At 54.7% G+C, this 25719-nt stretch carries 26 protein-coding genes; 5 read left to right on the top strand and 21 right to left on the bottom strand.

The annotated features are described in order from the left end of the window. Positions 1 to 17: 17 nt before the first annotated feature. A complete protein-coding gene (locus KO503_RS02125) occupies positions 18 to 1643 on the bottom strand; it encodes a hypothetical protein (protein WP_215989944.1) in 1626 nt (541 codons plus the stop codon). Positions 1644 to 1808: 165 nt separating this feature from the next. On the opposite strand from KO503_RS02125, the gene KO503_RS02120 reads away from it, so the two are divergent. Both KO503_RS02120 and KO503_RS02115 read left to right on the top strand, forming a co-directional pair. Next, entirely contained in the window at positions 1809 to 3122 is a 1314-nt protein-coding gene (locus tag KO503_RS02120) for an ATPase (RefSeq protein WP_215989943.1), read from the top strand. Positions 3123 to 3189: 67 nt separating this feature from the next. Next, entirely contained in the window at positions 3190 to 3993 is an 804-nt protein-coding gene (locus KO503_RS02115) for an NAD(P)-dependent oxidoreductase (RefSeq protein WP_215989942.1), read from the top strand. 135 nt (positions 3994 to 4128) lie between these two features. On the opposite strand, the gene folD is transcribed toward KO503_RS02115, so the two are convergent. The 17 genes from folD to KO503_RS02030 form a co-directional block, all read right to left on the bottom strand. After that, complete coding sequence (folD, locus tag KO503_RS02110; RefSeq protein ID WP_215989941.1) at positions 4129 to 5031, bottom strand: bifunctional methylenetetrahydrofolate dehydrogenase/methenyltetrahydrofolate cyclohydrolase FolD; 903 nt, start codon at positions 5029 to 5031, stop codon at positions 4129 to 4131. Further along, positions 5028 to 5339 carry a chorismate mutase gene (locus KO503_RS02105; protein WP_215989940.1) on the bottom strand — a complete coding sequence of 104 codons (312 nt, stop codon included), beginning with the start codon at positions 5337 to 5339 and terminating at the stop codon, positions 5028 to 5030. The genes folD and KO503_RS02105 overlap by 4 nt, the downstream gene beginning before the upstream one ends. A 201-nt stretch (positions 5340 to 5540) precedes the next feature. Continuing rightward, on the bottom strand, positions 5541 to 7490 hold the full coding sequence (gene ftsH / locus KO503_RS02100; protein ID WP_215989939.1) for an ATP-dependent zinc metalloprotease FtsH: 1950 nt from the start codon (positions 7488 to 7490) through the stop codon (positions 5541 to 5543). A gap of 79 nt (positions 7491 to 7569) precedes the next feature. Next, the gene (tilS, locus tag KO503_RS02095) at positions 7570 to 8853 is read right to left on the bottom strand and encodes a tRNA lysidine(34) synthetase TilS (protein WP_215989938.1); all 1284 of its coding nucleotides are present in this window, start codon (positions 8851 to 8853) and stop codon (positions 7570 to 7572) included. Positions 8854 to 8927: 74 nt separating this feature from the next. Further along, positions 8928 to 9797 (bottom strand): tol-pal system protein YbgF, encoded by an 870-nt coding sequence (gene ybgF, locus KO503_RS02090; protein ID WP_252730904.1) that lies wholly within the window; start codon positions 9795 to 9797, stop codon positions 8928 to 8930. 40 nt (positions 9798 to 9837) lie between these two features. Further along, a complete protein-coding gene (gene pal / locus KO503_RS02085) occupies positions 9838 to 10389 on the bottom strand; it encodes a peptidoglycan-associated lipoprotein Pal (RefSeq protein ID WP_215989937.1) in 552 nt (183 codons plus the stop codon). A gap of 85 nt (positions 10390 to 10474) precedes the next feature. After that, positions 10475 to 11743 carry a Tol-Pal system beta propeller repeat protein TolB gene (gene tolB / locus KO503_RS02080; protein WP_252730908.1) on the bottom strand — a complete coding sequence of 423 codons (1269 nt, stop codon included), beginning with the start codon at positions 11741 to 11743 and terminating at the stop codon, positions 10475 to 10477. Positions 11744 to 11823: 80 nt separating this feature from the next. Beyond that, positions 11824 to 13002 carry an energy transducer TonB gene (locus tag KO503_RS02075; RefSeq protein ID WP_215989935.1) on the bottom strand — a complete coding sequence of 393 codons (1179 nt, stop codon included), beginning with the start codon at positions 13000 to 13002 and terminating at the stop codon, positions 11824 to 11826. Further along, positions 12971 to 13456, bottom strand: a complete 486-nt coding sequence (gene tolR, locus KO503_RS02070) for a protein TolR (protein ID WP_215989934.1) — start codon at positions 13454 to 13456, stop codon at positions 12971 to 12973. The genes KO503_RS02075 and tolR overlap by 32 nt, the downstream gene beginning before the upstream one ends. Positions 13457 to 13459: 3 nt before the next feature. Continuing rightward, entirely contained in the window at positions 13460 to 14155 is a 696-nt protein-coding gene (tolQ, locus tag KO503_RS02065; RefSeq protein WP_215989933.1) for a protein TolQ, read from the bottom strand. 149 nt (positions 14156 to 14304) lie between these two features. Beyond that, complete coding sequence (ybgC, locus tag KO503_RS02060; protein WP_215989932.1) at positions 14305 to 14694, bottom strand: tol-pal system-associated acyl-CoA thioesterase; 390 nt, start codon at positions 14692 to 14694, stop codon at positions 14305 to 14307. Positions 14695 to 14775: 81 nt separating this feature from the next. After that, complete coding sequence (locus tag KO503_RS02055; protein WP_215989931.1) at positions 14776 to 15414, bottom strand: hypothetical protein; 639 nt, start codon at positions 15412 to 15414, stop codon at positions 14776 to 14778. 69 nt (positions 15415 to 15483) lie between these two features. Continuing rightward, positions 15484 to 16527: a Holliday junction branch migration DNA helicase RuvB gene (ruvB, locus tag KO503_RS02050; RefSeq protein WP_215989930.1), complete on the bottom strand. Its 1044-nt coding sequence runs from the start codon at positions 16525 to 16527 to the stop codon at positions 15484 to 15486. 3 nt (positions 16528 to 16530) lie between these two features. Then, positions 16531 to 17217 (bottom strand): Holliday junction branch migration protein RuvA, encoded by a 687-nt coding sequence (ruvA, locus tag KO503_RS02045; protein WP_215989929.1) that lies wholly within the window; start codon positions 17215 to 17217, stop codon positions 16531 to 16533. Then, positions 17214 to 17783, bottom strand: coding sequence for a crossover junction endodeoxyribonuclease RuvC (gene ruvC, locus KO503_RS02040; protein ID WP_215989928.1), 570 nt, complete (start codon positions 17781 to 17783; stop codon positions 17214 to 17216). The genes ruvA and ruvC overlap by 4 nt, the downstream gene beginning before the upstream one ends. Positions 17784 to 17996: 213 nt before the next feature. Further along, a complete protein-coding gene (locus KO503_RS02035) occupies positions 17997 to 18344 on the bottom strand; it encodes a hypothetical protein (RefSeq protein ID WP_215989927.1) in 348 nt (115 codons plus the stop codon). Between the two features lie 97 nt (positions 18345 to 18441). Next, entirely contained in the window at positions 18442 to 19320 is an 879-nt protein-coding gene (locus KO503_RS02030) for a 50S ribosomal protein L11 methyltransferase (protein WP_215989926.1), read from the bottom strand. Between the two features lie 55 nt (positions 19321 to 19375). Here KO503_RS02030 and KO503_RS17870 point away from each other — a divergent pair, with 55 nt between their 5' ends. Next, complete coding sequence (locus KO503_RS17870) at positions 19376 to 19510, top strand: hypothetical protein (RefSeq protein ID WP_290122897.1); 135 nt, start codon at positions 19376 to 19378, stop codon at positions 19508 to 19510. A gap of 285 nt (positions 19511 to 19795) precedes the next feature. Further along, positions 19796 to 20101: a hypothetical protein gene (locus KO503_RS02025; RefSeq protein ID WP_215989925.1), complete on the top strand. Its 306-nt coding sequence runs from the start codon at positions 19796 to 19798 to the stop codon at positions 20099 to 20101. 42 nt (positions 20102 to 20143) lie between these two features. On the opposite strand, the gene msrA is transcribed toward KO503_RS02025, so the two are convergent. Together msrA and KO503_RS02015 are read right to left on the bottom strand one after the other, a co-directional pair. Further along, positions 20144 to 20800: a peptide-methionine (S)-S-oxide reductase MsrA gene (gene msrA, locus KO503_RS02020; RefSeq protein WP_215989924.1), complete on the bottom strand. Its 657-nt coding sequence runs from the start codon at positions 20798 to 20800 to the stop codon at positions 20144 to 20146. Positions 20801 to 20894: 94 nt separating this feature from the next. Further along, complete coding sequence (locus KO503_RS02015) at positions 20895 to 22118, bottom strand: MFS transporter (protein ID WP_215989923.1); 1224 nt, start codon at positions 22116 to 22118, stop codon at positions 20895 to 20897. 215 nt (positions 22119 to 22333) lie between these two features. Here KO503_RS02015 and KO503_RS02010 point away from each other — a divergent pair, with 215 nt between their 5' ends. Beyond that, positions 22334 to 23383, top strand: a complete 1050-nt coding sequence (locus KO503_RS02010) for a YeeE/YedE family protein (protein ID WP_215989922.1) — start codon at positions 22334 to 22336, stop codon at positions 23381 to 23383. A 15-nt stretch (positions 23384 to 23398) separates the two neighbouring features. Here the strand turns inward: KO503_RS02010 and KO503_RS02005 are convergent, their stop codons facing one another. Then, positions 23399 to 25594: a primosomal protein N' gene (locus KO503_RS02005; RefSeq protein WP_215989921.1), complete on the bottom strand. Its 2196-nt coding sequence runs from the start codon at positions 25592 to 25594 to the stop codon at positions 23399 to 23401. Positions 25595 to 25719: the final 125 nt, after the last annotated feature.

The raw sequence follows: 25719 nt of genomic DNA, 5'->3' as shown, positions 1-25719 counted from the left end.
CCGAATATACTATGTAATTATTTTTCAATCGGATAGACCCACATCACATCGTTCTTGATTGGCGCGCCTAAAGTCAGGCCAGCTTGATCAATGGCGGTGAGTGCCGCCTGTTGAAACTCCGACACAAGGGAACACAACGGTATCACGATCGCATCTGCGTTTTCGATGCCCGGCGTGCCAGAATAATACCACGGCGCCCCTCCTTTGAGCGGAGCGAACCCGCCCTCCAACCAAATCGTTGACGACACATCTGCAACAAAAAACTGTGTCTGCGGGCCAAAGTTGAATGGTGCTTTGCTCAAACGGTCTGCCATATAGCTGTTCACCGGAACCTCACCGGTTAGCAATTGGCACTGTGGCAGTTCTTCTCCCAAGAACATCACAGGTTCGTCCATTTGCGCCCCAAAAGCGGTCAGGTCGGGCACACTTGCAACCAAAGACTGGCTCACATTCACTTTGGATGTACGGTCTTTGTAGATCCACACATCTTGCGCTTTGGACTGGGCTTGCAACTGCACCTGATAGTCGTCCCCATCCTCACCAAAATGGCGCAAAGGGCTGGTGATCATATTTTGGAACGAGGGCGCGATCAAAGCAAAACTGACCAAAGCCAAAGCGGCACAGGCGTTGCGCGCATCCGCGTTGAAAATCACCCGCGTGCCACTCAAAGGTCTGTACGTCAACAAATAGACACACAGCAGCAACAGCCATTTCGGATCATTGCCAAAATTTTGATAGGTCACATAGACAAAGCCAGGGGCCAGCAACAGCAGCACCAATCCCGCACGCCCCTGCCCGCCTTGGCGCAGCACGATGATGCTAAGCAATAAGGTCAGCGTACCGATCAAAAAACGCGGCCCGTTGACCACTTCGACAAACTCGGCCCCAGGTGCAGACCGCGTGGTCGATTGCGCGACAGACAACAGATCATGAATATAGGCTCCATAGAAGTCCAAGCCAAAACCAAGTGCCACCAAAAGCGCCACGACCACGCCCGACACCACCCCAAACACCAGTGACACCCACGCCCCGCGCAAGGCCAAGCTAGCAGCAATCGGCAAAGCGAAGGCCATGAAATAGGTGGGCTTCAACAACGCCAACACAGCCAAAAGAACACCGATGATTACCCCGTCGACACGCGGACGATTGCGCCCCTCATGCGCAGGCAAAGCCGCCAAGATGATCGCGACAAAGGATATAGCCCAGGCCCAGCGGTTGTAATACATCGAAGCAGATTGCGAGGCCACGTCTTCGCCGTGCACCAGTGACAAAACGATGGTCATCACCATCAAACCAAACAGCCACGCACCAAAACCAGCCAACCGCGACACCGCCACACGCAGCACCATTGGCGCAAGCAGCACCGCGACCAAAATTTGCCCTGCGATAAAGCTCAGACCAAGGCCAAGGCCAAGCGCGCTGAACAGTATGATCGGGTAAAAGGCCGCGATCCCAAGTGGGGTAGAAATGTCGATATGTGGCACCTGCCCCGCGTCGATGCGTAGCAATATATCCAACATATGGGCCACATCGCCTTCGTAGCGGTCAACATACAGACCGCCTTTGGCCATGGCGACGCCCCCCAACAGAGTAATGATACCCATCAAAAAAAGCCCATAGCGCGTGCCGGAAATCTTGTTCATCACTGCCTCGTTTCATTTTTTTCAAAGACTAGGCTCAATCGTCATAGTTTGCAAAGAATTGCGCGGTAAATTCTTGGCGTAGCGCGTCAGGCTGGCTACACTGTGCCAATAACGCGGGCCATGCGAGCATTCGCCAAAACAGCGCAGCGGAAGAGGACGAGACAGATGAATATGGACGTAACCCCAAATGTGGTCGCACCGCCCCTGCCCCGCACGATTGCCGACACGGGACTTGGCGTCGTGATGATGCGCGATATCTTGTTAAAAACGATGTTTCGCACCAATCAAGAACAGGTGTCGAACCTATCCAAAACCATCTGTTTGCCGGTGAATGTCACGCAAGACTTGGTTGATATGGTGCGCGAGCAAGGCTTGGTCGAAGCGACCGGCACCATGGCTGCGGGGCAAGGCTCTGAAATGGGGTTTCGGCTGTCCGAGACGGGCAAAGCGCGCGCGCTGGATGCCTTGTCGCAGTCCGAATATTACGGCCCGATGCCGATCCCGATGGAGGTCTACGCCGAACAAGTGAAACGCCAATCGGTGCGCAATATGCGCATCACGCGGCAGGCTTTGACCGATGCCATGGGGCATTTGATTTTGCCCCCTGATTTGCTGGACCAACTTGGGCCTGCTGTCGGCGCAGGGCGTTCTATTTTGATGTACGGACCACCCGGCAATGGTAAGTCGTCAATCTCGAACGGTATTCGCGATGCTCTGGGCGATTTGATTTATGTGCCCCGTGCCATCGATTATCATGGTCAAGTGATCACAGTCTATGACCCTATCATTCACACCATTCGCGAAGAAACCGAAGACGACGCCTCGCAATTGCGTCGTTCTGCCAACCGTTTTGATCGCCGCTACGTGCGTATTCAGCGCCCCACTGTGGTCACCGGCGGCGAGCTGACACTCGACATGTTGGATCTGGTCTACAACCCCACTGCGCGCACCTATCAAGCGCCGCTTCAGCTGAAATCCAACGGCGGCATTTTCATCGTCGACGACCTTGGTCGCCAAGAAGACCCACCGCAAAAACTGATCAACAGATGGATTGTGCCGCTTGAGGAAAACAAAGATATTCTGGCGCTGCAATCAGGTGAAAAATTCGAAGTGCCCTTTGACACTTTGGTGATTTTCTCGACCAACTTTCACCCCAACGAGATTTTTGACAAAGCGGCGTTGCGGCGGATTTTCTACAAGATCAAAATCGATGGACCCGACCAAGAGGGCTTTTTGAAAATCTTCGCAATGATGGCGCGCAAGAAAAAGATGCCGCTGGACGAGGCCTCGCTGATCTATTTGCTGAAAGAAAAATACCCAAAGATTGATAGTATTTTTGCCAACTATCAGCCGATATTCCTGATCGATCAAATGATTGCCATCTGCGACTTTGAAGGGGTCCCCTATCACATGTCGCCGGACCTGATTGACCGCGCTTGGGCGAATATGTTCGTGGCGGAAAGTACGTTTGATCACTAGGGGTATTGCAAAAAGCCTCTTCCCAACCCTAACCAATAGCGCCATCCTCCCCACAGGAGGATAAGACATGACAAAAACAGGACTGGCTGGCGTGGGCCGTATGGGCAGTGGGATGCTGACCAATATGCGCAAAGGTGGGATTGACGCGGTGGGGTTTGATATTCGCCCAGCCGGTGAATTTGGCAATCTACCGGTGACCAATGATGCCGATGCTTTTGCAAATGGGCTGACGACACTGATCACCGTTGTGCGCGATACGGTTCAGACCGATGAAGTGCTGTTCGGCCCCCAAGGCTTTGTGCTGCGCGCCACAGATTTGGAAACCATCATTGTCTCCTCGACTCTATCACCGAAATACGTGCGCGCTTTGCGGGACCGCATTCCTGCGCATATCAATTTGATCGATGCCCCGATGTCAGGCGCGCAAGTCGGCGCGATAGAAGGCACACTGGCCTTTATGGTCGGCGGCGAGGATGCACCCGTTGCAACCGCTTGGCCCTTGTTTGAGGCGATGGGCAGCAATATCCACCGCATGGGTGGGTTTGGCGATGGTATTCAAACCAAGGTGTTGAACAATCTGCTCTGTGCTTCGCATACGGTAATGACGCGGCTGATTTTGGATTGGGCCTCGGATGCCGATCTTGATCACGGCAAGCTGTTGGCGCTGGTGGAAAAAGCCACAGGGCAAAATTGGTTCGCCTCGCGTTTCGAGCAAATCGAATTTGCCCGCCAAGGCTATGAGGCGGGAAACACCGTCGCGATTTTGGAAAAAGACGTGGCTGCGGCTTTGGATGCTGCGCCTGAGGGCGCGGATACCGCCCTACCAGAGCTGCTGAAACAGATGCTGCACAATTTGGAACCGATGGATTAGATCAACACGTGGCAAGACTTATGAAAGCAAGATTATGCAAGTAAATGTGATCCCTTTTTGAGCACATAAAAAACCCGCGCGAGAAGATCCTCAGCGCGGGCTTTTCCATGCAGTTTGCGATGGGTTTAGACTGCCTTAGGCTGTCAGGCCTTCAGGTTCGGCCAAACCGTTGGCACGGCAACAGGCGGTGACCGTATTGGCCAGCAGGCACGCAATGGTCATTGGGCCAACACCACCGGGCACAGGTGTGATCGCACCAGCAACCTCAACAGCAGAAGCATAATCGACATCGCCCACAAGGCGGGTTTTGCCCTCGCCACGCTCGGGCGCGTCGATGCGATTGATGCCCACGTCGATCACGACGGCACCTGGTTTGATCCAGTCGCCTTTGACCATTTCAGCGCGCCCCACAGCGGCAACAACGATGTCAGCGCCCCGCACGACCTCTTCGATATTCTTGGTGCGCGAATGTGCGATGGTGACGGTGGCGCTGTCGCGCAGCAACAATTGCGCCACAGGTTTGCCCACCAAGTTTGAGCGGCCTATGACCACAGCGTTTTTGCCAGACAAAGAGCCAAGCTGATCGCGAAGCAGCATCAAGCAGCCCAGCGGCGTGCAGCTGACCATGGCGCGCTGACCACTGGCCAAGAGGCCCGCGTTCAAAACATGTAAGCCATCGACATCTTTGGCCGGATCAATACGGGCTACGATATCACGCTCTGACAAATGGTCTGGCACAGGAAATTGACACAGAATGCCGTGCACCGCGGGATCGGCGTTGAGCTGATCAATCAGCGCGTAAAGATCGGCCTCGGGGGTGTCCGCAGGCAGTTTGTGTTCAAAAGAATTCATGCCCACTTCGAGGGTCGATGTGTTCTTGTTGCGTACGTAAACTTCAGAGGCAGGATCAGCGCCCACAAGAATAACTGCCAAGCCAGGGGTGATGCCCTGTTCTTCTTTGAGGCGGGCCACATGGGCTGCGATTGTGCCGCGCATCGTGGCGGCAAAGGCTTTTCCGTCAATTCGGGTGGCTGTCATTCGGTGTCTCCTTTGGACATGGCCTGCTCTTCGCGGGCGATCATGTTATCAACCATCAAACGCCACATGTCAGCAGCGGTTTGCGCATCGAACCCTTCGCGGGTCGCAATCGCACGCACGTTGTTCACCACCTCATTGACGCGGTCATCAATGCGCGCGGGCAACCCCGCAGCGGGTTTGATTTCGGCGGCGCGATCGATGTGGCTTTGGCGGATCGACAGCATTCGGATCAGCTCAAGATCAATCTGATCAATCTGAGCGCGCAGGTCGGCCATTGTGTCGATGTCTTTTGGATGTCTAAGCGTCATATCAGGTCCTCTTATCCGCGCTTTATCATGTGGGAGGTCTTGAGGAAAGAGGCCGCATGGCCGCGGTCGAAATCGCAACGCATTACCGGCCTGTGCAGATTTAGCCCAACATGGTTTGTGATCTATGAAGTTTCACCCTATGCCCCCATAAAAAAAACCGCACCCTAAGGCACGGTTTTTAAATTCATATAGTGACGCAGATTACTCTGGTGTCCCCGCATCAGAGGCATCCGTATCCGGCGTCTCTGATTCTGGCGCATCCGATTTCGGCGCATCCAGTTTACGTTTGCGCGTTTTGGGCACGGCCATCAAAGAGGGTTTGTCTTTGTCGGCCTCATCGTCAGCGTTTTCATCAACGTGAGGTGATTCACCTTTCATCACGCGTTTGATTTCATCGCCAGTGAGCGTCTCATATTCAAGCAAACCTTGCGCCAGACGTTCAAATTGCTCTTTGTTGTCTTCGAGAATTTGATAGGCACGCTCATAGCCCGCTTGGATGAAGTTTTTGACCTCCTCCTCGACCATTTCTTTGGTCGCAGCTGACATTGAAAACCCGCCAGCGCCGCCGCTGTAGCCTTCATGCGCTTCGGTGTAATCGATATTGCCCACCTTGTCAGACATGCCCCAGCGCAAGATCATCGCCCGTGCCAAACCTGAAGCTTGTTGAATGTCGCCTGCAGGGCCGTTGGATACTTGGTCAGCACCGTATTTGATGATCTCAGCCGCCTTGCCCGCCATGGTCATAGCCAAGCGCTGGTGGCACTCGTCTTTGAACATGTTCAAGCGATCCATTTCAGGCAGGCTCATCACCATACCCAAAGCAGAACCGCGTGGAATAATAGTCGCTTTGTAGACCGGATCACATTTCGGCAAGGTGATGCCTACAATGGCGTGGCCTGCTTCGTGATAGGCCGTCATCTCTTTTTGCTCAGGCGTCATCACCATAGAACGACGTTCTGCGCCCATCATGACCTTGTCTTTGGCAGCTTCGAAATCGACCATAGTGACAACATTGCGTCCGATACGAGCCGCCATCAAAGCCGCTTCGTTCACAAGATTGGCCAGATCAGCGCCGGAAAAGCCTGGTGTGCCGCGCGCGATGATGCGCAGATCAACTGCAGGTCCGAGAGGGATTTTACGCGCATGCACGCCCAAAATCTTCTCGCGGCCTTTGATGTCTGGATTTGGCACAGTGACCTGACGGTCAAAACGACCAGGGCGCAGCAAGGCGGGGTCAAGCACGTCACGACGGTTGGTTGCGGCGACGATGATCACGCCTTCATTGGCTTCAAAACCATCCATTTCAACCAGCAATTGGTTGAGCGTTTGTTCACGCTCGTCATTGCCACCGCCATGGCCAGCACCACGGGCACGGCCCACAGCATCGATTTCATCGATAAAGACGATACAAGGCGCGTTTTTCTTGGCTTGTTCGAACATGTCGCGCACACGAGAGGCACCAACACCGACGAACATTTCAACGAAATCAGAACCAGAAATGGTAAAGAATGGAACGCCAGCCTCGCCCGCAATCGCGCGTGCTAGCAACGTTTTACCTGTGCCGGGAGGGCCGACAAGCAAAGCGCCTTTTGGAATTTTACCGCCAAGGCGTGAGTATTTTTGCGGGTTCCGCAGGAATTCGACGATTTCTTCCAGCTCTTCTTTCGCCTCGTCGATGCCAGCGACATCATCAAATGTCACGCGTCCGGCTTTTTCGGTCAAAAGCTTGGCTTTCGATTTGCCAAAGCCCATCGCCCCGCCTTTACCGCCGCCTTGCATACGGTTCATGAAGAAAATCCAAACGCCGATAATCAAGACGAAAGGCAAAAAGGTGATCAACAAAGATGTGAGACCGCTTTGCTTTTGCGCCTTGCCTTTGACGTTCACGCCCTTGTCGACCAAGGTACGCGCCAAATCGTCATCCCCTGGGTTAATGGCGTAAAAGTCTGAGCCATCCGACAGGGTGTAATTAACCTTCTCGCCATTGATATAGGCCGAGGTGACAGTACCAGACTCAACACTGGACATAAATTCGGAATAATTGGTTTCATTCGTCGCCAAAGATGATTGGCCGCCACCGATGACGTTGAACAACGCCACCACCAGCATCAACAGCACCAGCCAAAAAGCGAGATTTCGTGCATTACCCAAAACAGGTCTCCTCGAAAATTCAGACTCAGCGCGAAGGCGCCGAGCGGTTTCCCTTAAAATAGGGATCAATGGGGTAAGTTCAATGCGATAAAAGCGATGTGAACGCGTGACCGCGTGGATGGATCAATTTTGCATGGATAGATTGAGGCGCAAGCTCCGCTGGAACGCTTGGATCGGCCAAGGGGGCCGCGATCAAATCGTCGCCTAAAAACACCGCAGGCGTGGACTTTAAGCTCTCTCTGGGCATGCCACCCTCTGCGCGTTTCCCTAGTTTTTGCAAGCCGTCCTCGCCCAAAGCCCGCACGATCAAACCATCTGATTTGTCGCAGGTTATCTGCCAGCGATTGTCCCAAATCTCGTTTGGAATGCTCACTTTGTCTTGCACAGCCGAAAATTCGCGACACAAGCGCAAGGATTGCGCACCTCCGATCAAGCGCACACCGTGCAGAGTCGCATGTTGGCCACGTAGCATCGCAGACATGAATTCTTGTAATTTCAACCCACGCGGCCCGTAATCGGCAGATGAAATCCACTTGAGCGCATGAGAGACAAGGCGTCGGTTGATCTCGGGGGCGCCTTGGGCAAAGCCTTTGCGGTCAATGATCAAATCGCCGTTGTCCTCAACCATACAATCAATCGCGTGATCATGGGTGGTGACATCCAGCACTGAGCGCACTTGTGACAGATGATCCATCACCCGCCCCACCACATGAGAATCGATACCCAAATCAGACAGCGCAGCCATGGCTTTGCGCGCCTTTACGCGGTCATAGGCTTCGTCATCATTGCTGGGATCATCGATCCAAGGTTGGCGCAAGTCACGCAGGTATTGGCGCAGCTCGAACCGTTCTTGCATCAACAAAGGCCGTACCCATGTGATATCGTCCGATTGCCTACGCCGCTGCATCCCCGTCAGCCCATCAATGCCAGAAGCCCGCGCCAGACGCATGAAAAAGGTCTCGGCCTGATCATCGGCGGTGTGCCCCAGCGCGATGGTATCGATATCGTTGTCTTTGGCCCAATCGGCCATCAAGCCATAGCGCGCACGGCGGGCGGCGTCTTGCAGATTGCCCGCGCCGCTCCAATCGGTCCAATTCAAAGTGGTGTGTTTGATTTTCAGGCTCTCGCAGGTCTCGGCCACAAATTCCGCCTCGCGTGCGGCATCTGCGCGTAACCCGTGGTTAACCGTAACAGCAGACAAGCGCACCCGCTGCTCTTGGCCCCAATCGGCCATCAGGCGCAGCAAGGCCATGGAATCCCCGCCACCAGACACAGCAATGCCGACGTGATTGGGTTTCTCGAAGGTGAAAGCGGAGGCAAAAAAATGTTTCAGCATCGCGCCGTGGGTATCTGTCTGAACCATAATAATGTTATGCAATCACATCAATAAATCGACCAAGCGGCGCACCGCATGGTCCAATATTTCGGGGTGTGTATTTACTGACACCCAAGAGTTTGACGCGCGGTTTGCGCCTCATTTGCCTCAGATGATCCAGAAAAACGACTGCCCACTTCAGCCAGCATCACACAGCCCTTGTCCACATGCCCCAAAGCCGCCATCGCGCCCCCAAGACGCAACAAGGCCGCAGGGGCGCGCACGCCGTCGGACGAGATGTTGAAACTGTCCAAATAGGACCGTGCGGCTTCCGTGGTTTGGCCCAATTTGCTCAAGGCTTCGCCGCGCATGAAATGCGCTTCGCTGGTCAAAAATCCACCAGTGTAGTTTTGCGCAAACGTGCCAAAGGCATCGGCAGCCACCTCATAGGATCCCGCGTCATAAGCAGCTTGAGCTGCATCAAAATCGGCTTGCTCGGCTTCGGCCAATTGACCACCGCCACCATCCATCGGCGCTTCTGATCCTGGTCCGACAGCGACGACATCGCTGGCGCCACTTGAAGGTTCAGCCCCCCCAAGTGGTTCCAAAACAGGCAGATTGCCTATGTCACAACCGGCTTCCATATCGCAGACACGGAAATTCAGATCATCAAGCTGACGCGTGCCATCGGCCACAATACGGTCGATGCGAAACTCAAGCTGTTCCATCTTGGCCGTTAATTTCGTGAGACTGCTTTCCATCAAATCAACACGTTCCAAGGTGGACGCGCCGCCAAAGGCTGTATTCGGCGCGCCTGTCGTCGATAGTTCACGTTTCAGTTTAAGCAGCTCAACCGACAAGACAGCGGCCTCTTGCCGGATATCCGCCAAGGTCTGCGCATCTTGGGCGGCAGCGCCTTGCACGCCCGCGCCAAAGCTCAGACCAGCACCGAGACCAAACACCACCACAGTCGTCATCAAAATGCGTTTCATACCGCCACCTTTTGCCAGTTTATTGCACCTATAAAAGGCCTTAGCTTACGCCAGCGCCCGCTGCCAAAACAGTCACTGCGCGACGGTTTTGTGCATAACAGCTCTCGTCGGAACACACCGCGATGGGGCGTTCTTTGCCGTATGTGATTGGTTTAAGACGCGATGGGTTCACCCCTTGCGAGATCAAGAAATCTTGCACCGCAGCAGCGCGTCGGCTGCCAAGAGCCAAGTTGTAATCGCGTGTGCCTTGCTCATCGGCATGACCTTCGATGATCGCGGTGTAACCAGGGTTGGCCAACAACCACTGCGCTTGCTGCGTCAATTGTCCGCGTGCGCTGTCTGTCAATGTGGACTGGTCCACAAGGAACAACACACGATCACCAATAGTTTGGTTGAAATAGGCCGTCGAGGTCGGATCGTTGATCGATCCTGCGATAATGCCGCCATTCGCACCTGCTGCGCCAGCACCCGCACCGCCCGCGCCAAAGCGGTCAGGGTTGGTACAGGCCGTCAGTGCCAGTGCGGACATCAAAACAAAAGCGGCCACGCGGGGCGGGTTTTTACGCGATTGAGTGGAAAGTGTCTGTGTCATTTGGTCATCCTTTGCGGAATTTAACGCTGCTCATTTTAGGCAAGTATAGCACCCCGCAAACCCTTTGGGGAGTGGGGCACGTTCACTATTTTAACAGGGGCGACCACGCCGGATCAGAAGCGCCTGAATTGGTCGGCACGCGACGCAAATTACGACCCGAGATGTCCACCGAATACAATGCGGATTCGCCTGTGGCCCCTTGGGTTTCACGGGTGAACATGATCACGCGCCCATTGGGCGACCACGTTGGCCCCTCGTCCAAAAAGGACGCGGTCAACAGACGTTCTTCGGACCCGTCCGTGCGCATCACGCCGATATGGAAACGCCCGTTGGCTTGCTTTGTAAAGGCGACCAAATCCCCGCGCGGCGACCACACTGGGGTGCCGTAACGCCCTTGACCAAAGGAAATACGTTTCGCATCGCCCCCAGCAGCATCCATGATGTAAATCTGTTGCGTGCCAGAGCGGTCACTTTCAAACACGATCTTTGATCCATCTGGCGAAAACGACGGCGCAGTTTCAATCGCAGGCGTATTGGTCAAACGCGCCACCTGACCAGATGCGATGTCCATCCGGTACAAATCGGTGTTGGATCCTGTGGATACAGAATAGACCACAGAGCGCCCATCAGGTGAAAAGCGTGGCGCAAATGACATGCTTTCTGTGGGCACAGGTAACCTGCGACGGGTTACGGTGCCCACATCCAACATCATGATTTGTGGAAAGCCGCTTTCATAAGATGTGTACAAAACGCGATCACCTGTGGGCGAAAAGCGTGGCGCCAAAACGATGGCAGAGGCATCGGTGAGATACTGCACATTCGCGCCATCGTAATCCATCACAGCCAAGCGTTTTTGGCGGGCTTGCTTTGATCCGGCCTCAGACACAAACACCACGCGACTGTCGAAATACGCGCCCTCGCCGGTTATCCGGCTGTAAACAACATCCGCGACTTTATGCGCGATGCGACGCCAACTGTTGGTCGATCCCCCCAGTTGCATTCCAGAGCCAAGCTGCCCGTCATTGAACACATCAAACACACGGAATTTGACCGACAGATTGCCGCCTGCATCCACGGATACAGCCCCTGTGACCAGCCCTTGCACGTTGATTGCCTTCCAATCTGCGTATTGCACGGGGCTATCGAATGAAGTGACCTTGGAAATATAAGCGCTGTCAGGCACTTCGCGGAACAGGCCTGTTCCCACAAGGTCAGCGGCGATCACATCGGAAATTTGCTTTGCAAACTCTGCGGCTTGTGTCGTTTCCACGATAAAATCAGGCACGGCCACAGGCAAGGGTTCGATCACACCTTGGGTGATTTCGATTTTAAGCGGGCCTTGATCTTGGGCCATCAATGGCGCGGCAGTCCCGAACACACAGGCTGCGGTGAAAGCCGTTGCGGCCAAGCGACGGACATAAGCTGAAAGTTGGATCATTTGAACCTCATTTGTTCAGGGTCGAAGCTAAGTTCGATATCGCGCCACTCGTTGTATTTATCGGCAGGCAGTTGAAAGCCGCTTCTGCCACAGATGATAATCGCGCGACGCGCAGTTTGAAAGGCTTGCTCGGCAGAGGCACTCGAGCCCCCAGACGATCCAAGCAGTTTGATAGAGCCAACAATGGGCGTGCCATCTTGGTTCATCGACACAGCCACAGTCACTTTCGTGCGCTGTGCTTCTGTCGACATGGACCCAGTGTTCCAACATTGCTGAACCGCCACACGCAGCGCGTCTTTTTCGCCCGCGCTCATCGGTGGACCTGTTGGTCGACGGGGCGCGGCAGGTGTCTCAGATGTGGCCTCTGCCACCAAAGCCGAGGCGGCATCTGCTGCGGCATTGGCCGCCGCGTCACTGTTGGCTTGTGCTGCCGCTTCGGCCTTTTTCGCAGCCGCTTGGGCCACGACCGCTTGCGGACGCGCTTTGGGGCGCGGCGATGTGGACAGGCCCGATGGCTTTTCCGCCTCGGTCACAATTTCTGTTACAGCCTCTTGCGGGGCAGCTGCAGGTTGATCGGGCACAGGTTCAGCCGTGGCTGTGGCATCGGGAGACACCTCAGGGATCACTTGATCGGCTATGTCTGGCGTGCGTTCAGGGTTGACCACGGCCTCGGGCGCGATGCGCGGCACGGGGCGCGGCGTCGGCCGCTGATTTGGAATATCGGGCAGACCAGCACCAGGGTCCTCGGTTGAAATTTCTGGCTCAGCTGAGGAACTGGGCGGCGTCGGATCAACCGCGGCAGGTGGCGTGATCGGTTGTTCTGATGCAGGGGCCGGCTCTGAATTATCGGGCTGCACTGGCGTCACAGGCTCAGCTGTGTTTGGCTGGGCCTGTTCAGGATTTGACAGGGCAGCCGTATCTACAGCTGGCGCTGTGATTTCAGGCGCCTCAACGGGCACCTCAGGGGCTGTCTCGACACGGCTGAGCGCCGCAAAATCGGATTCAGAGATCAAAGACACTTCTTGCGTTTGCACAGGTTCGCTATCGCGGGCATTTAGAAAAAAACCGCCAAACAAGACATAAGCGATGAACCCGAAATGAGCCCCCGCCGAGATATATTGACCTGTGTTCACGCCTGCGCCCTCAGTTGCCTGTGCTTGCAGAGGTGCCGTCAAGACGTGGCCCGCCCTGTTCGGTCACAAGGCCGATATTGCGAAACCCGCCTGCATTGAGCGCGCCCATGACTTGAACGACTTGCTCATAGGGAATGGCCCCGTCCGCGCGCAAAAACACTTTATCGTCGGTGCGCTCGGCGGCGATGGCTTGCAATTTGGTCACCAATTCATCTTGGTTTTCTTCGTTGTTCATCAACAAGACACGCCCATCCGCGGTCAGCGTGATCGACAATGGGTCTTCAGATTCCTGCGGCAAAGCGGTGGCGGCTGTTTCTGGCAACTCAACCGGCACGCCCACGGTCATCATCGGAGCGGCAACCATAAAGATGATCAAAAGCACCAACATAACATCGACGAAAGGCGTGACGTTGATCTCGCTCATCGCCGCAGATTGCCCGCGACGACGACTGCCGCGCCCGCCGCCACTTTTGCGTTTGACTACTCCAGCGCCCATGGCTCAAGCATCCAATTCGCGCGACAGGATGGTCGAGAACTCGTCTGCGAAGGCCTCATAGCCGCCTAATATCTTGTCACTGTCCGCAGACAATTTATTATAGAAAATAACCGCAGGGATCGCCGCCAAAAGACCCAAGGCCGTGGCCAAAAGTGCTTCGGCGATACCAGGTGCCACAACCGCCAGATTGGTTGATTGCGCCAAAGCGATGTCTTCGAACGCAGTTTTAATGCCCCACACAGTCCCGAACAAGCCGATGAAAGGACCGGTTGAGCCGACTGTGGCCAGAATGGACAACTGGCTGTTCATGCTTTCCGCTTCTTTGGAAATAGCCACATCCATAGACCGATCAATACGCGAGGCAGCGCCAGCAATCAGCCCCCCGTCTGAGCGGTGCGAGCGACGCCATTCGGTCATGCCCGAGACGAACACCCGTTCAGGCGCATTGGCAGGCGCGCCGCCGATTTTATCGAAGAGCTCATCAAGCGGTTCGCCGGACCAAAAGGCTTGGTCAAACACGGCAGCCGAAGACCGCGCGTTACGATAAAAGATGTGCTTTTGAATGATGATGGACCACGACCAAAAGGACGCGCCGATCAGCATCAGCATCACAAGTTTAACAGTAAATGTCGCTTTCATAAAAAGCGCCAGCAAGGAGAAATCGATCTCCTGCGCCATTGCGAGGGTAGTTTGTTCCATGACCTGCTCTTTTCGCCTGTGCCGCTGTTTGCGCGGCTTGTTGTTAACTCATGATTTACCCTATCGGCAGGGTTCACGCCAACACTTACATGTGAGTTCAGCGTGACATACGGGGAAAAACGGTCAAAACGATGCAGGTTTTGGCCAGTTCAGTGCAAATTTCGGCGAATATTTGCCGGCAAGCGCGTTGGCTGACCTGTTTCGGACAAAGCCACAAGCGTCACTTGCGACACAAATAGGATCGCATCGGCACGTTTGACCGTTTGATTGAGTACAATCCGCACGCCTGTGATGGCCTCGACCTCGGTCTCGACGATCAAATCCTCGTCGAACTTCGCGGGCAAAAGGTAATCTGCTTCGACACGCCGTACAGCAAACACAATGCCATCATTGGCTTTCAGCGCAACCTGATCGACGCCCGCCTCACGCACCCATTCGGTGCGCGCGCGCTCGATGAATTTGAAATAATTGGCATAGTAAACAATGCCCGCAAGATCGGTGTCTTCATAGTAGACATGCACGGGAAATTTATGGATCATGTCGAGCCCCTCAAGCCGTTTTCATCAGGCTAAGACCTGCGTATGACATGTGCAAGACGGGGTCATGACGCCAGCCTTGTCCTATCCTGCAATCAAACGCGCATAAAGACGCAATGCATGAGACGCATCTCGTGCGGCACTTGGCAGAACCGGATCATAAGAGGCGCGTAACACGTTGGCCACATCTGGGCGTATGACTGTGCCCGCCTCGGTCAGCGCCAGAGGACTGTCTTGGGTGAAGGTGATATCAGACCACAACAAAAGTGCTTGAGTGGCCTGAGACAGTGCAATCACGTCGGCAGGCACCTCGTCCATCGCCCCGCCCATGCGCACAAAAGTAAAGCAGGCTTTGATCGCGCCATCATCGTCAAAGCGAAAGGCACGATATTGATGCGCATTACGGTCGATCAACATCTGCACGCGCATGTCCAGATCTGGGATCATGTCGCCCATATTAGGCACGTCCAGCAGCTCTTTCCAATCCGAGAAAAAGAACATCATCAGGTTCGATCCAAGTTCAGGATCGGTTTCGGCCATTTCGGCCCCCGCAATGGCCACAGCCGCCTCGATGCTGCCTTTGATCACGGCCAAGGAATCCTCGGCGACGCCAAAGACAACAGGCGCGATAGGCCGCCCCCAACGGGCAAACACATAATCACCACTGGCGCGGGTGAAATAGGCTTCAACGGCTTCGGGGGTGAATTCTGAGGTGTCTGTCATGGGGTCTCCTTTGCGCTCACCGTAGATGCGCAATTCCCGCGCAAATCGCAAGGGGCAGTTGTGTGCTGTCTACTTTCCAAACATCTGGATCTGTTCTGGCTTTTGCGGCGGTTGCATCCCAAGGTGATGCCATGATTTTTGCGTCAACATCCGGCCACGCGGAGTGCGCTGGATCAAACCTTGTTGAAGTAGGTAAGGCTCGATCACGTCCTCGATCGCATCACGGCTTTCCGACAAAGCGGCCGCGAGCGTTTCCACGCCCACTGGCCCACCTTGATAATTCTGCGCGATGAGCAGCAGATACCGCCTGTCCGCCCCATCAAGGCCCAAGTGATCCACACCCAAACGCGTCAGGGCGTTGTCAGCAATGGCATGGGTGATACGCCCGTCGCCTTCGACCACAGCGAAATCTAGCACACGCCGCAGCAACCGTCCCGCGATGCGCGGCGTGCCCCTTGCGCGTTTGGCGATTTCATGCGCGCCATCATCGTCAGCAGGCACCCCAAGCATCCGCGCTCCACGGGTGACAATCTCGTGCAGCTCATCTGTGGTGTAAAATTGCAGCCGCGTGGGAATACCGAAACGATCTCGCAAGGGCGTGCTGAGCAGACCCATCCGCGTGGTGGCGCCGACAAGTGTAAAGGGCTGCAATTCGATACGCACGGTCCGCGCGGCAGGCCCCTCGCCGATCACCAGATCAAGCTCGAAATCCTCCATCGCGGGGTAAAGAATTTCCTCGACCACAGGATTCATCCGATGAATTTCGTCGATGAACAGTACATCACGCGCTTCGAGATTTGTGAGAATAGCCGCCAAATCACCAGCACGGGCCAAAACAGGCCCAGAGGTCATTTTGAAATTCACGCCCAATTCGCGGGCCATGATCTGCGCCAATGTGGTTTTGCCCAAACCGGGAGGACCGTAAAACAGCACATGATCCATGGTTTCTTCGCGTTTTCGGGCAGATTCAATGAAAATGCGCAAGTTGGCCCGCGCTTCTTTCTGGCCGATGAATTCGTCCAAGGTTTGCGGGCGCAAGGCACGATCCGCGTCTTGCGGTTGGCGCTCGCCGCGTAGGGTCTCGTCTGGTTCAATTGGATCGAAAGCGTCCATCTATCAATCCTTCGGTGCAAGCAATTTAAGAGCGGCACGGATCAGCGCTGATGTTGCGGCCTCAGGCGTGTCCACGGCGGCTTGCGCCACGGCGCTGGCAGCATCAGAGGGACTATAACCAAGATTCTGTAAGGCTGACAGAGCCTCAGCCTCGGCGGCGACATTTGGTTTTACAGCGGGCGCTTTGGCTGCAGCTTTGCGGGCTGGCTGGGGCTGCGAGGCCTCGATCACTTCGGCTGCATCAGAGGCATCCAGTGTTTCGGGCAGAGCGCCGCCCATAGCCATGACTTTGGGCGCTTTGTCTTTTAGCTCCATAATCACCCGCTGTGCGGTTTTAGGGCCGACGCCGGGGGCAGCTTTGATCGCGTTCCAATCGCCCAGCGCGATGGCGCGCCCTGTGGCCTCGGGTCCAAGCGTGCCTAGAATGGCCATAGCGGCTTTCGCGCCGATGCCTTGGACAGAAACCAGCAATCGATACCATTCTTTTTCGAACAACGATGTAAAGCCAAACAGCTGCATGATGTCTTCGCGCACAAGCATATCAGTATAGAGCGCTACGGGTTCGCCCTGTCGCGGCATAGCCATACGGGTACGTTCAGATACGAATACGATATAACCAACGCCACGCACATCGATCATCGCGTGATCTGTGCCAATGTAATCGACGATGCCTGTGAGTTTGCCAATCATGCGCGTGCTTTCTTGATGGTGGATGGTCTGTAATTTGGTGCTTTAACTCCGGGGCGTTTGACGGCGGCCTTTTGGATCGCGTCACTCAAACGTGCCCCAGATTGCGCGTGATGCGAATGGCAAATCGCGATAGCCAAAGCATCAACGGAATCTGCGCCAGCCAGCTTAGCCCCCGGCAATTGCAGCTTGATCATATGTTCGACCTGTTGCTTGGCCGCGTGGCCCACACCAACGACGGCTTTTTTCACCGCATTGGGGGCGTATTCTCCAATTGGCAGGCCAAATTGCGCAGGCACCAAAAGCGCTACGGCGCGGGCTTGACCCAGTTTCAATGTGGCGACGGCATCTTTGTTGACGAACGTCTGCTCGACCGCGGCGCAATCGGGCTGATGGGTGTGGACGACATCAGCCAATTGGTCAAACAGTGACAGCAGCCGGATCGCCAGATCATCACTGGCCAATGAATGGCACACGCCATTTGCCACGTGCGTGATGCGCGAGCCTGCCACGTCGATGACCCCCCAGCCCATATTGCGCAACCCTGGGTCTATCCCGAGTACTCGCATGTTCACCCCTGCTCTTGTTACCTGCATTCTTATGCTTTTGTTTACGACTAGCACGAAACAAGAACATTGCAAACACCAATGGATACATCTGACGAAACACTCAGCCCATTAAACGGTGAAAAACCCGCGCCGGAGGGACGCGGGTCTTTTCATGGAAAGGGTCAAGAACGGCTGGGGGAAACTCGCCAGAACGGACCCAAAGGAAATCTGTGGTTAAGGCAAAAGCAGCTTAACCTGCATCGCCACCCATTGTGTCGCGGGATCGGCTGTCATCACCCAAGCGCCAGCGCGCTCAAGCATAGTACCGTCATTCCATGCGCCAATGCGGTCCGCATAGGTCGCAGTACCGAGGGCCACCAAGACACCGACCTTAAACATCAACAGGCCCGCGATTGCGAAGAAAACTCCCCGCAATGGGAAACGAAGACCTGTGCGACGTGGACGTGCAATGATCAGCCCGTCTTGGTTAACTGAATAGACTGCACCCTTAGCGATCGAACGGCGTTTAGCGTCGATCCGTGTCAGTCTTTTTTCCAATTGCTGTGAACCTGAATAGGCCATGGCAACACCCTTAATATCGGCCCCCACCGACAATGACTTTATTGCGGCCAAATGTGGCAAGAATGGGGCAAAAAAGGCAAAAAACAGAAATTTGAGGTTAGTTTGAGGCAATCTTTGTCAGCGTTAACGTCGACCAGTCAACAATCTCTTCGTGATGAGTAAGATTGAACCCGTTTCGGGTATAAACTTCAATAACCTCAGCAGCTTGCGGATTAAGAATCCCTGACAGAATCACAGCCCCACCCTCTTTGGTATGGGCTGCAACATCAGGGGCCAGCGCCACCAGCGGACCTTTGAGGATATTCGCGAAGACCAGATCGAACGGCGCTTTGGCCGCGAGCTGTTCATGGTTAAAACCAGCGGCCTCCAAACAGATCACCTGATCGCTCAGGCCATTGGCATCGACATTGCTTTGCGCCACAGCCACGGCCACCTCATCAATGTCAGACGCATAGGCTGGCGTGTCGTTCACTTTTGCAGCCGCCATCGCCAACACGGCAGTTCCGCAGCCAATATCGGCCACATTGGCGTAAGTGCCGCCCGCAGTGAGCAAGCGATCAAAGGCGCGCAAACACCCCAATGTGGTGCCGTGATGCCCCGTGCCAAAGGCCATAGCCGCCTCGATCAGCAGGCCTATCTTATCGCTCGGCAATTTATCCGCATCATGTGACCCGTAGACAAAAAAGCGTCCCGCCTCAACAGGGGCCAAATCGCGGCGGACTTTGGCGACCCAATCAGTGTCGGGCAATTCAGAGATGACAAAATCCTTCGCGCCATTTGAGGCGGCGACCAAAGCAAGCCCCACCACATCAGGCGCTTCGGTAAAGTATGCCCCCACTTCCCACAGACCCGATCCGTCTTCGATTTCGAACACGCCAACGCCGATAGGCTCGGGAAACAGGGTTTCAAGGATCTCTGAAATGGCCTCGGCTGGCAGGCGTCCGTTGGTTGTAGTAAAGGCTGTGAACGTGGGCATGGGGGTCTCCTGTTGGAATTACCACCGCTTAAACAGTTTTGATGGCACTTGGTCTATGGCTTTTCGCATCTACACCACCATGACACAGAATTTCACGGCAAGACTTATGGCTGCTGACCTATACAAAAACATCCTGCGCAAAGGCATCACTCACCCAGACGGGCGGGTTCAAACCATGCGAATTCTTTAATCATTTTAGACAAATTTGTAACATTTGAGATCGCAATGCAATTTTTTGGCTTACCCTGGGTCAAAATACATTTTCAGGCTTGTCAATCGCCTCAATGTATACTCACTAGCCAAACTATGTTTGTACATGTGATCGTCTCTGGTTTCTTCTAAAAGATTTCAAAGTAGGCATTCTGCTATGTATTACGATACAGTTCCTCGCTCACGACAATATTTTTCAACGCTGAATATAATTTTCCCCTTCGCCATTGGATTTTATCTGTGGCAAGTCATTTTTGGAGCTGGATTGCGGCTCTTTAACAATGAGACAGCCCAAGACGCAGCTTTTGGCAGCGTTATTTTTGCGAAAACCCTTATTTGGGGCAGTCCACTCTATGCATTTTGTATTTGTGCCGCCTTTTTATGGGGTATTTGGCTCGCATCAACCGCACTGCATTTTAGCCGTCGTCGACGTGTAAAGCACCTCAAACTGGGGATCGCGACGTTTATAGCTGGCTTCTTGCTGTCGCTTTTTGGTCTTTTGGCAGGCCTGTCAGGCACGCCACCTTTAGACCTCGTGTACCAACCTATGATCTACGCACTCAACAACTAGGCGCCAGTCTTCGGCGGCGCCTAGGGGGCAAGCTCATTTGGTTTATTTCAGTGTCGCGCCCAAACCAATCGGACAACTCACCCCAGTGCCGCCAATCCCGCAATATCCTTCGGGGTTTTTGGCAAGGTATTGCTGGTGATAATCTTCGGCATAGTAAAACGTCGGAGCAGGTAAAATCTCGGTGGTGATCGCGCCATGTCCGGTTTTGATCAACGCAGGGGCGTAAGCGGCCAGACTGTCTTTGGCCGCCGTCATCTGCGCGGCATTGCTGGTGTAGATACCAGAACGATACTGCGTGCCGCGATCATTGCCTTGACGCATGCCTTGAGTGGGATCGTGATTTTCCCAAAAGGTTTTCAGCAAAGCCTCGAAACTCAAGCGGCTGGGATCAAACACGACCCGCACCACTTCGTTGTGCCCCGTTTGGCCTGAACAGACTTCTTTATAGGTCGGGTTCGGCGTGATCCCTGCAGCGTATCCAACGGCTGTGTTCACCACGCCATCAAGAGACCAAAAAATCCGCTCGACGCCCCAAAAGCAGCCCATGCCAAAAATCACCACTTGGTGACCTTCTTTGATGTCGGCCTTCAAAGGCGTGCCAAAAATGAAATGGTCCTGCGCCGTGGCGATAGCCGCATCGCGCCCAGGCAAGGCTGTGTCAGGTGTCACAGATGTGGCTTTAGAAAAGAGCGAAAACATATGTCGGTCCTCATGTGATGTCACGGATATATAGGGCGCGCGCGGCCAAGCACCAAGGGCGGCTCGCAAAGGTCACACATATGTGCTTTCGCCATTACGCTTTGAAGCGCGCCGACAGCAGGGTCTCATTGCCTTTGCGCGGATGGCGCGGGATCAATAGACCCAACCCAAAGGACACCCCCGCCATTGAGGCTGCCAAGATGAACACAGCTGAAGGCGACACGATCCACAAATACCCTAAAGCGGCAGGCAAAAACACCGCCGCGATATGGTTGATGGTAAAGGCCACGGCTGCCGTTGGCGCAATGTCTTGCGGGTCTGCGATTTTTTGAAAATAAGTCTTCAACGCAAAGGCCAAGCCAAACAACATATGATCAACCACATATAAGACAGAGGCGACCACGACCCCCCAGCCCAGCCAATACAAACCGCCGTAAGCCAAGAACACCACGATAAGCCCAGCGTATTCTAGCAACAAAACAAAGCGTTCGCCGCGCGCGACCACCAGACGCCCCATCAACGGGGCTACAACCATATTAATCACGAAATTGATCATGAACAGCGATGTCACTTGGTGCACATCAAAGCCGAACTTTTCGACCATCATAAAGGCTGCGAAGACCACAAAAATCTGACGGCGCGCGCCCGCCATGAACTGCAAGGCATAATAGAGCCAATACCTGCGACGCAGCACAAACGTTTTCAACTGAGGTGTTGGAGATTCGAATTGCGGGAAAGCCAGCAACGCATAAATCGCGATAGCAGCAGTCACCCCGCCCCCCACCATATAGACAACCGCATAAGACAGATCAAAAGTTTTCCACGTCAAAACCAAAGTGCCATAGGCCAACAAGGAGGCCGCAGATCCCGCGGCCATAAGCCAACCGATCACTTGCGGCGCACGCGCTTTGTCGATCCATTGCAATTGCAATGATTGGTTTACTGTCTCATAATAGTGAAAGCCGATGGACGACAGCATGGTTAGCGTCAAGATGCCTCCAAAAGACGGAAAATAAGCCGTCAACGCTGTAGCTACGCCGAGCATCAACAAGGCAACCAGCCCCAATATCTGCTCGCGGACAAGCATCATCAAAGCGATCACTCCCACCGCCAAAAAGCCTGGAATCTCGCGCACCGAATGCAACCACCCGATCTCAACGCCGGTAAATCCCGCCACATCAATAACGAAATTATTGAGCAGAGCACTCCATGTATTGAAGGCAATTGGCATGGCAAAGGCCATCAAAAATAGCAAAAAAACGGGACGGCGCCAAAGTGGAAAATGCGCAGCCTCTGATATGGGAACGATTTTTTTCATGCTTGTCGTTTAGGCTTTTGTCTGCCGACTGAAAAGATAAAACTTTCAACCTTCGCTGCACATCAAACTCGCACTAATTGGCCTTAGCTCTATTGGCGTTGGGAAAACAAATCACATTCTTGTATTTGAATTTATATGATTCAGATCAAGGCAAAGCTTTCTCAAAACTGAAACTATGATCCAAACCCGCGTCAAGGACAGGTATAGATTTGAACATGGATATGCTCCCCCTCGTCGAACGCATCGGAGACACGCCAACCGCAGCATTGTTTGGTCTAATGACGGGCATCATCTTTGGCGTATCCGCACAGCGTTCGCGCTTTTGCCTGCGCGCAGCCACGGTTGAATTTGCCCATGGCGTCATGGGCCCCCGCGTGGCCGTCTGGTTGCTGATCTTTTCCACAGCGCTTGTCTGGGTCCAAGGCGCTGAAATGCTCGGGCTGTTTCGCGGAGCAGATGCTCGGATCATGGCCGTGACGGGATCATGGTCAGGCGCTGTGATCGGTGGGATGATGTTTGGCGCTGGTATGGTCTTGGCGCGTGGCTGTTCGGGGCGCTTGTTGGTCTTAGCATCCACGGGCAACCTGCGATCTGTCGTGTCCGGCTTGATTTTCGCGGTCACAGCGCAAATGAGCTTGCACGGACTGCTTGCCCCCTATCGTGATGCATTGGCGATGCTTTGGATCACCCCAAATGGTGAAAACATCAACCTGTTGAACGCCTTACATCTGCCGCAGCACACAGGCATGGCGTTTGGATTGATCACCGCTGGTTTGGCGCTTTACCTCGCAAAACGGCATCAGATCGGGCCAAAAACGTGGATTTTTGCCTCTGGCGTGGGTTTTTCCGTGGCTGTGGGGTGGATGCTCACATGGTCGCTGGCGCAGGTTGCCTTCGATCCCGTGCCCATCACCTCAGCCACGTTTTCAGGCCCGTCCGCCAATACTTTAATGTTCTTTTTAGATCGTAATGCGGTGCTAGAATTTGATGTAGGGCTTGTGCCGGGCGTGGTGCTCGGCGCATTTTTATCGTCATTGATCGCAGGCGAATTTCGCTGGCAAGCATTTGATTCCGTGCCGGTGATGCGCAGCGCCATGATCGGAGCTGTGCTGATGGGATTTGGCGCAATGTTGGCGGGCGGCTGTGCGATTGGCGCGGGCGTCACCGGCGGGTCGGTGTTTGCGGCCACCGCTTGGCTGGCGTTATTGTGCATGTGGATCGGCGCGATTGTGACCACGCATCTGTTCAAAATCAGGCTCGGCTAGAGCGCCCAGATAAACCTACCAGAAACTCTGCGGGTCGATATCGATCTGAAGTTTGACGTTTTTGGGCAGTCTCACGCCTGCGGCCCAACGGCTAAGTGCGCCTTGAAGCGGCGCGGTCTTTTCGGCTTTCACCAACAGACGTACACGATGTTTGCCCCGCACGCGGGCAATCGGCGCAGGGGCTGGCCCGAAAACCATCGCGCCGATTTTTTGTAACGGGGCAACATTGCGAGCCATGTCACTGGCGGCGCGTGACACATCGCCAAGATCAGACCCCGACAAAATGATCCCCGCCATACGACCGTAAGGGGGCACACCCGCCATTTTGCGTTCTTCCGCTTCGGCCCGCCAAAAGCCTTCCTCATCCCCTGCCAAAATCGCGCGGATCACAGGGTGTTCGGGCTGGTACGTCTGCATCAAAGCGGTGCCGCGCTTCTCAGCCCGCCCTGCCCGTCCGGCCACTTGGCGCATCAATTGAAAGGTACGTTCGGCGGCGCGCAGATCAGACCCTTGCAGGCCCAAATCAGCATCGATCACGCCCACCAAAGTCAGATTGGGAAAGTTGTGCCCTTTTGCGACAAGCTGCGTGCCGATAATGATATCTGTATCGCCATTGGCAATCAGTTGAATTTGCTCTTTCAAGGCCCGCGCAGAGCCGAACAAGTCAGATGAGAGCACCGCAACTTTCGCGTCGGGAAATTTCTCGACGACCTCTTCGGCCAAGCGTTCCACACCGGGGCCAACGGGGGCCAATCGCCCCTCGGCTTTGCACGACGGACAAGCGGTGGGCATCTCTTTCGTCTCACCACATTGATGGCACATCAGGCGTTTCAAAAACCGGTGCTCGACCATGCGCGCATCGCAATGATCGCAAGCAATCTGATGTCCGCAGGCACGGCAAATGGTAACGGGGGCATAGCCACGCCTGTTGATGAACAACAAAGACTGTTCGCCTTTTTCCACCCGCTTGTTCACTTCCGCGACCAGTTGGTCGGAAATAAACCGCGTGGCTGCTAAGGTCTCTACCCGCATGTCCAGCGCACGCATTTCTGGCATCACAGCGGGGCCAAACCGGCTTTCCAAATCAAGGCGTTTGTATTTGCCAGCTTCGACATTGGCCCAAGTCTCAAGGCTGGGCGTGGCCGAAGCCAAGACAACCGTGGCCGAACACAAAGACGCCCGCAGTACAGACATGTCGCGGGCGTTGTACAACACGCCCTCTTCTTGTTTGTAGGATGTATCGTGTTCTTCATCGACCACAATCAAGCCCAGATTTTGGTAAGGCAAAAACAGTGCAGAGCGCGCACCAATCACCATCTGCGCGCCACCTGATCCGACCATTTTCCAAACACGACGGCGTTCGGTCATGGTCACACCAGAATGCCATTCGGCAGGCTTCGATCCAAAGCGTTCCTCAACGCGGTCCAAAAACTCAGACGTCAAAGCGATCTCGGGCAATAACACCAAAGCCTGACGGCCTTTAGCCAAACATTCTGCCACGGCTTCCAAGTAGACTTCTGTTTTGCCCGATCCTGTGACACCTTTAAGCAAGGTCGTGGAATAGCGCTCAGAGGCAACAGCATTGCGCAAGGCGGCTGAGGCCGCAGCCTGATCATCGCTCAAGGTCTTACCGCTGGCATGGGGATCAAGGCGGGGGAATTCCAAATCGCGGGGGCTGTCTTGTTCCAACACAGCGCCTGAGGGCACCAGACCTTTGATCACAGCAGTACCCACGCCCACATGTTCGGCCAGTTCTTTCAAAGTGAACGACAGATTCGGCGTTTCCTTCAACGTCGCAATCACCCGCTTGCGTGCATCTGTCTCGCGCGGCATCTCGCCCGTGCCAAGCCGGTACACTTTGCGCATCGACGGCGGATCGACCAAGCCCGGCGCGCGGGTGGCCAAACGCAGCATCGCAGGCATCGGCGTCAATGTGTAAGCGCCAACGCGGGTCAAAAACGTCATCATATCGGTGCTCATCGGCGCCACATCCAAGATGTTCGAAACGGCACGCGCTTTGCTTAGATCAAAACCGCCACGCCCAGCACCCCAAACGCAGCCCAAAACTTTGCGCGGCCCAAGCGGCACCTGCACAAAATCACCCAAACGGCAGCCGCCTTCGGGGGATTTATAATCCAGCGGGCGGTCAAGTGGCTCGGTTGTCAACACCGCGACCAGCGCGCCTTGGGGGAAAAAATCGGTCTGCGTCATGGTCTTATTTCATAAGAGGTTTGCCTGCCCCATACCAGTGCCGCTTTTACAGATAAGCCCCTTTCTCAAACGCCTCGTTTGCGCTATCAAGGCGCGAAAACTTTAGGTGTACAGAGGACTCCGCT

The sequence above is a fragment of the Pacificibacter marinus genome (genome assembly GCF_018860505.1).
GTDB classification, from domain to species: Bacteria; Pseudomonadota; Alphaproteobacteria; order Rhodobacterales; family Rhodobacteraceae; genus Celeribacter; species Celeribacter marinus_B.
This window is presented reverse-complemented; position numbering and strand designations above follow the sequence as displayed.

What these genes read in the sequence shown, in the direction of transcription:
- pal (WP_215989937.1), bottom strand. Translation starts at nt 10,389, where the DNA reads ATGACACAGACACTTTCCACTCAATCGCGTAAAAACCCGCCCCGCGTG.
- KO503_RS17870 (WP_290122897.1), top strand. Translation starts at nt 19,376, where the DNA reads ATGGCTTTTCGCATCTACACCACCATGACACAGAATTTCACGGCAAGA.
- KO503_RS02055 (WP_215989931.1), bottom strand. Translation starts at nt 15,414, where the DNA reads ATGACAGACACCTCAGAATTCACCCCCGAAGCCGTTGAAGCCTATTTC.
- tilS (WP_215989938.1), bottom strand. Translation starts at nt 8,853, where the DNA reads ATGGTTCAGACAGATACCCACGGCGCGATGCTGAAACATTTTTTTGCC.
- ybgC (WP_215989932.1), bottom strand. Translation starts at nt 14,694, where the DNA reads ATGATCCATAAATTTCCCGTGCATGTCTACTATGAAGACACCGATCTT.
- KO503_RS02125 (WP_215989944.1), bottom strand. Translation starts at nt 1,643, where the DNA reads ATGAACAAGATTTCCGGCACGCGCTATGGGCTTTTTTTGATGGGTATC.
- KO503_RS02120 (WP_215989943.1), top strand. Translation starts at nt 1,809, where the DNA reads ATGAATATGGACGTAACCCCAAATGTGGTCGCACCGCCCCTGCCCCGC.
- tolR (WP_215989934.1), bottom strand. Translation starts at nt 13,456, where the DNA reads ATGGGCGCTGGAGTAGTCAAACGCAAAAGTGGCGGCGGGCGCGGCAGT.
- KO503_RS02010 (WP_215989922.1), top strand. Translation starts at nt 22,334, where the DNA reads ATGGATATGCTCCCCCTCGTCGAACGCATCGGAGACACGCCAACCGCA.
- KO503_RS02115 (WP_215989942.1), top strand. Translation starts at nt 3,190, where the DNA reads ATGACAAAAACAGGACTGGCTGGCGTGGGCCGTATGGGCAGTGGGATG.
- KO503_RS02030 (WP_215989926.1), bottom strand. Translation starts at nt 19,320, where the DNA reads ATGCCCACGTTCACAGCCTTTACTACAACCAACGGACGCCTGCCAGCC.
- ruvA (WP_215989929.1), bottom strand. Translation starts at nt 17,217, where the DNA reads ATGATTGGCAAACTCACAGGCATCGTCGATTACATTGGCACAGATCAC.
- tolB (WP_252730908.1), bottom strand. Translation starts at nt 11,743, where the DNA reads ATGGCCCAAGATCAAGGCCCGCTTAAAATCGAAATCACCCAAGGTGTG.
- ruvC (WP_215989928.1), bottom strand. Translation starts at nt 17,783, where the DNA reads ATGCGAGTACTCGGGATAGACCCAGGGTTGCGCAATATGGGCTGGGGG.
- KO503_RS02035 (WP_215989927.1), bottom strand. Translation starts at nt 18,344, where the DNA reads ATGGCCTATTCAGGTTCACAGCAATTGGAAAAAAGACTGACACGGATC.
- msrA (WP_215989924.1), bottom strand. Translation starts at nt 20,800, where the DNA reads ATGTTTTCGCTCTTTTCTAAAGCCACATCTGTGACACCTGACACAGCC.
- KO503_RS02005 (WP_215989921.1), bottom strand. Translation starts at nt 25,594, where the DNA reads ATGACGCAGACCGATTTTTTCCCCCAAGGCGCGCTGGTCGCGGTGTTG.
- KO503_RS02105 (WP_215989940.1), bottom strand. Translation starts at nt 5,339, where the DNA reads ATGACGCTTAGACATCCAAAAGACATCGACACAATGGCCGACCTGCGC.
- ybgF (WP_252730904.1), bottom strand. Translation starts at nt 9,797, where the DNA reads ATGAAACGCATTTTGATGACGACTGTGGTGGTGTTTGGTCTCGGTGCT.
- folD (WP_215989941.1), bottom strand. Translation starts at nt 5,031, where the DNA reads ATGACAGCCACCCGAATTGACGGAAAAGCCTTTGCCGCCACGATGCGC.
- ruvB (WP_215989930.1), bottom strand. Translation starts at nt 16,527, where the DNA reads ATGGACGCTTTCGATCCAATTGAACCAGACGAGACCCTACGCGGCGAG.
- KO503_RS02015 (WP_215989923.1), bottom strand. Translation starts at nt 22,118, where the DNA reads ATGAAAAAAATCGTTCCCATATCAGAGGCTGCGCATTTTCCACTTTGG.
- tolQ (WP_215989933.1), bottom strand. Translation starts at nt 14,155, where the DNA reads ATGGAACAAACTACCCTCGCAATGGCGCAGGAGATCGATTTCTCCTTG.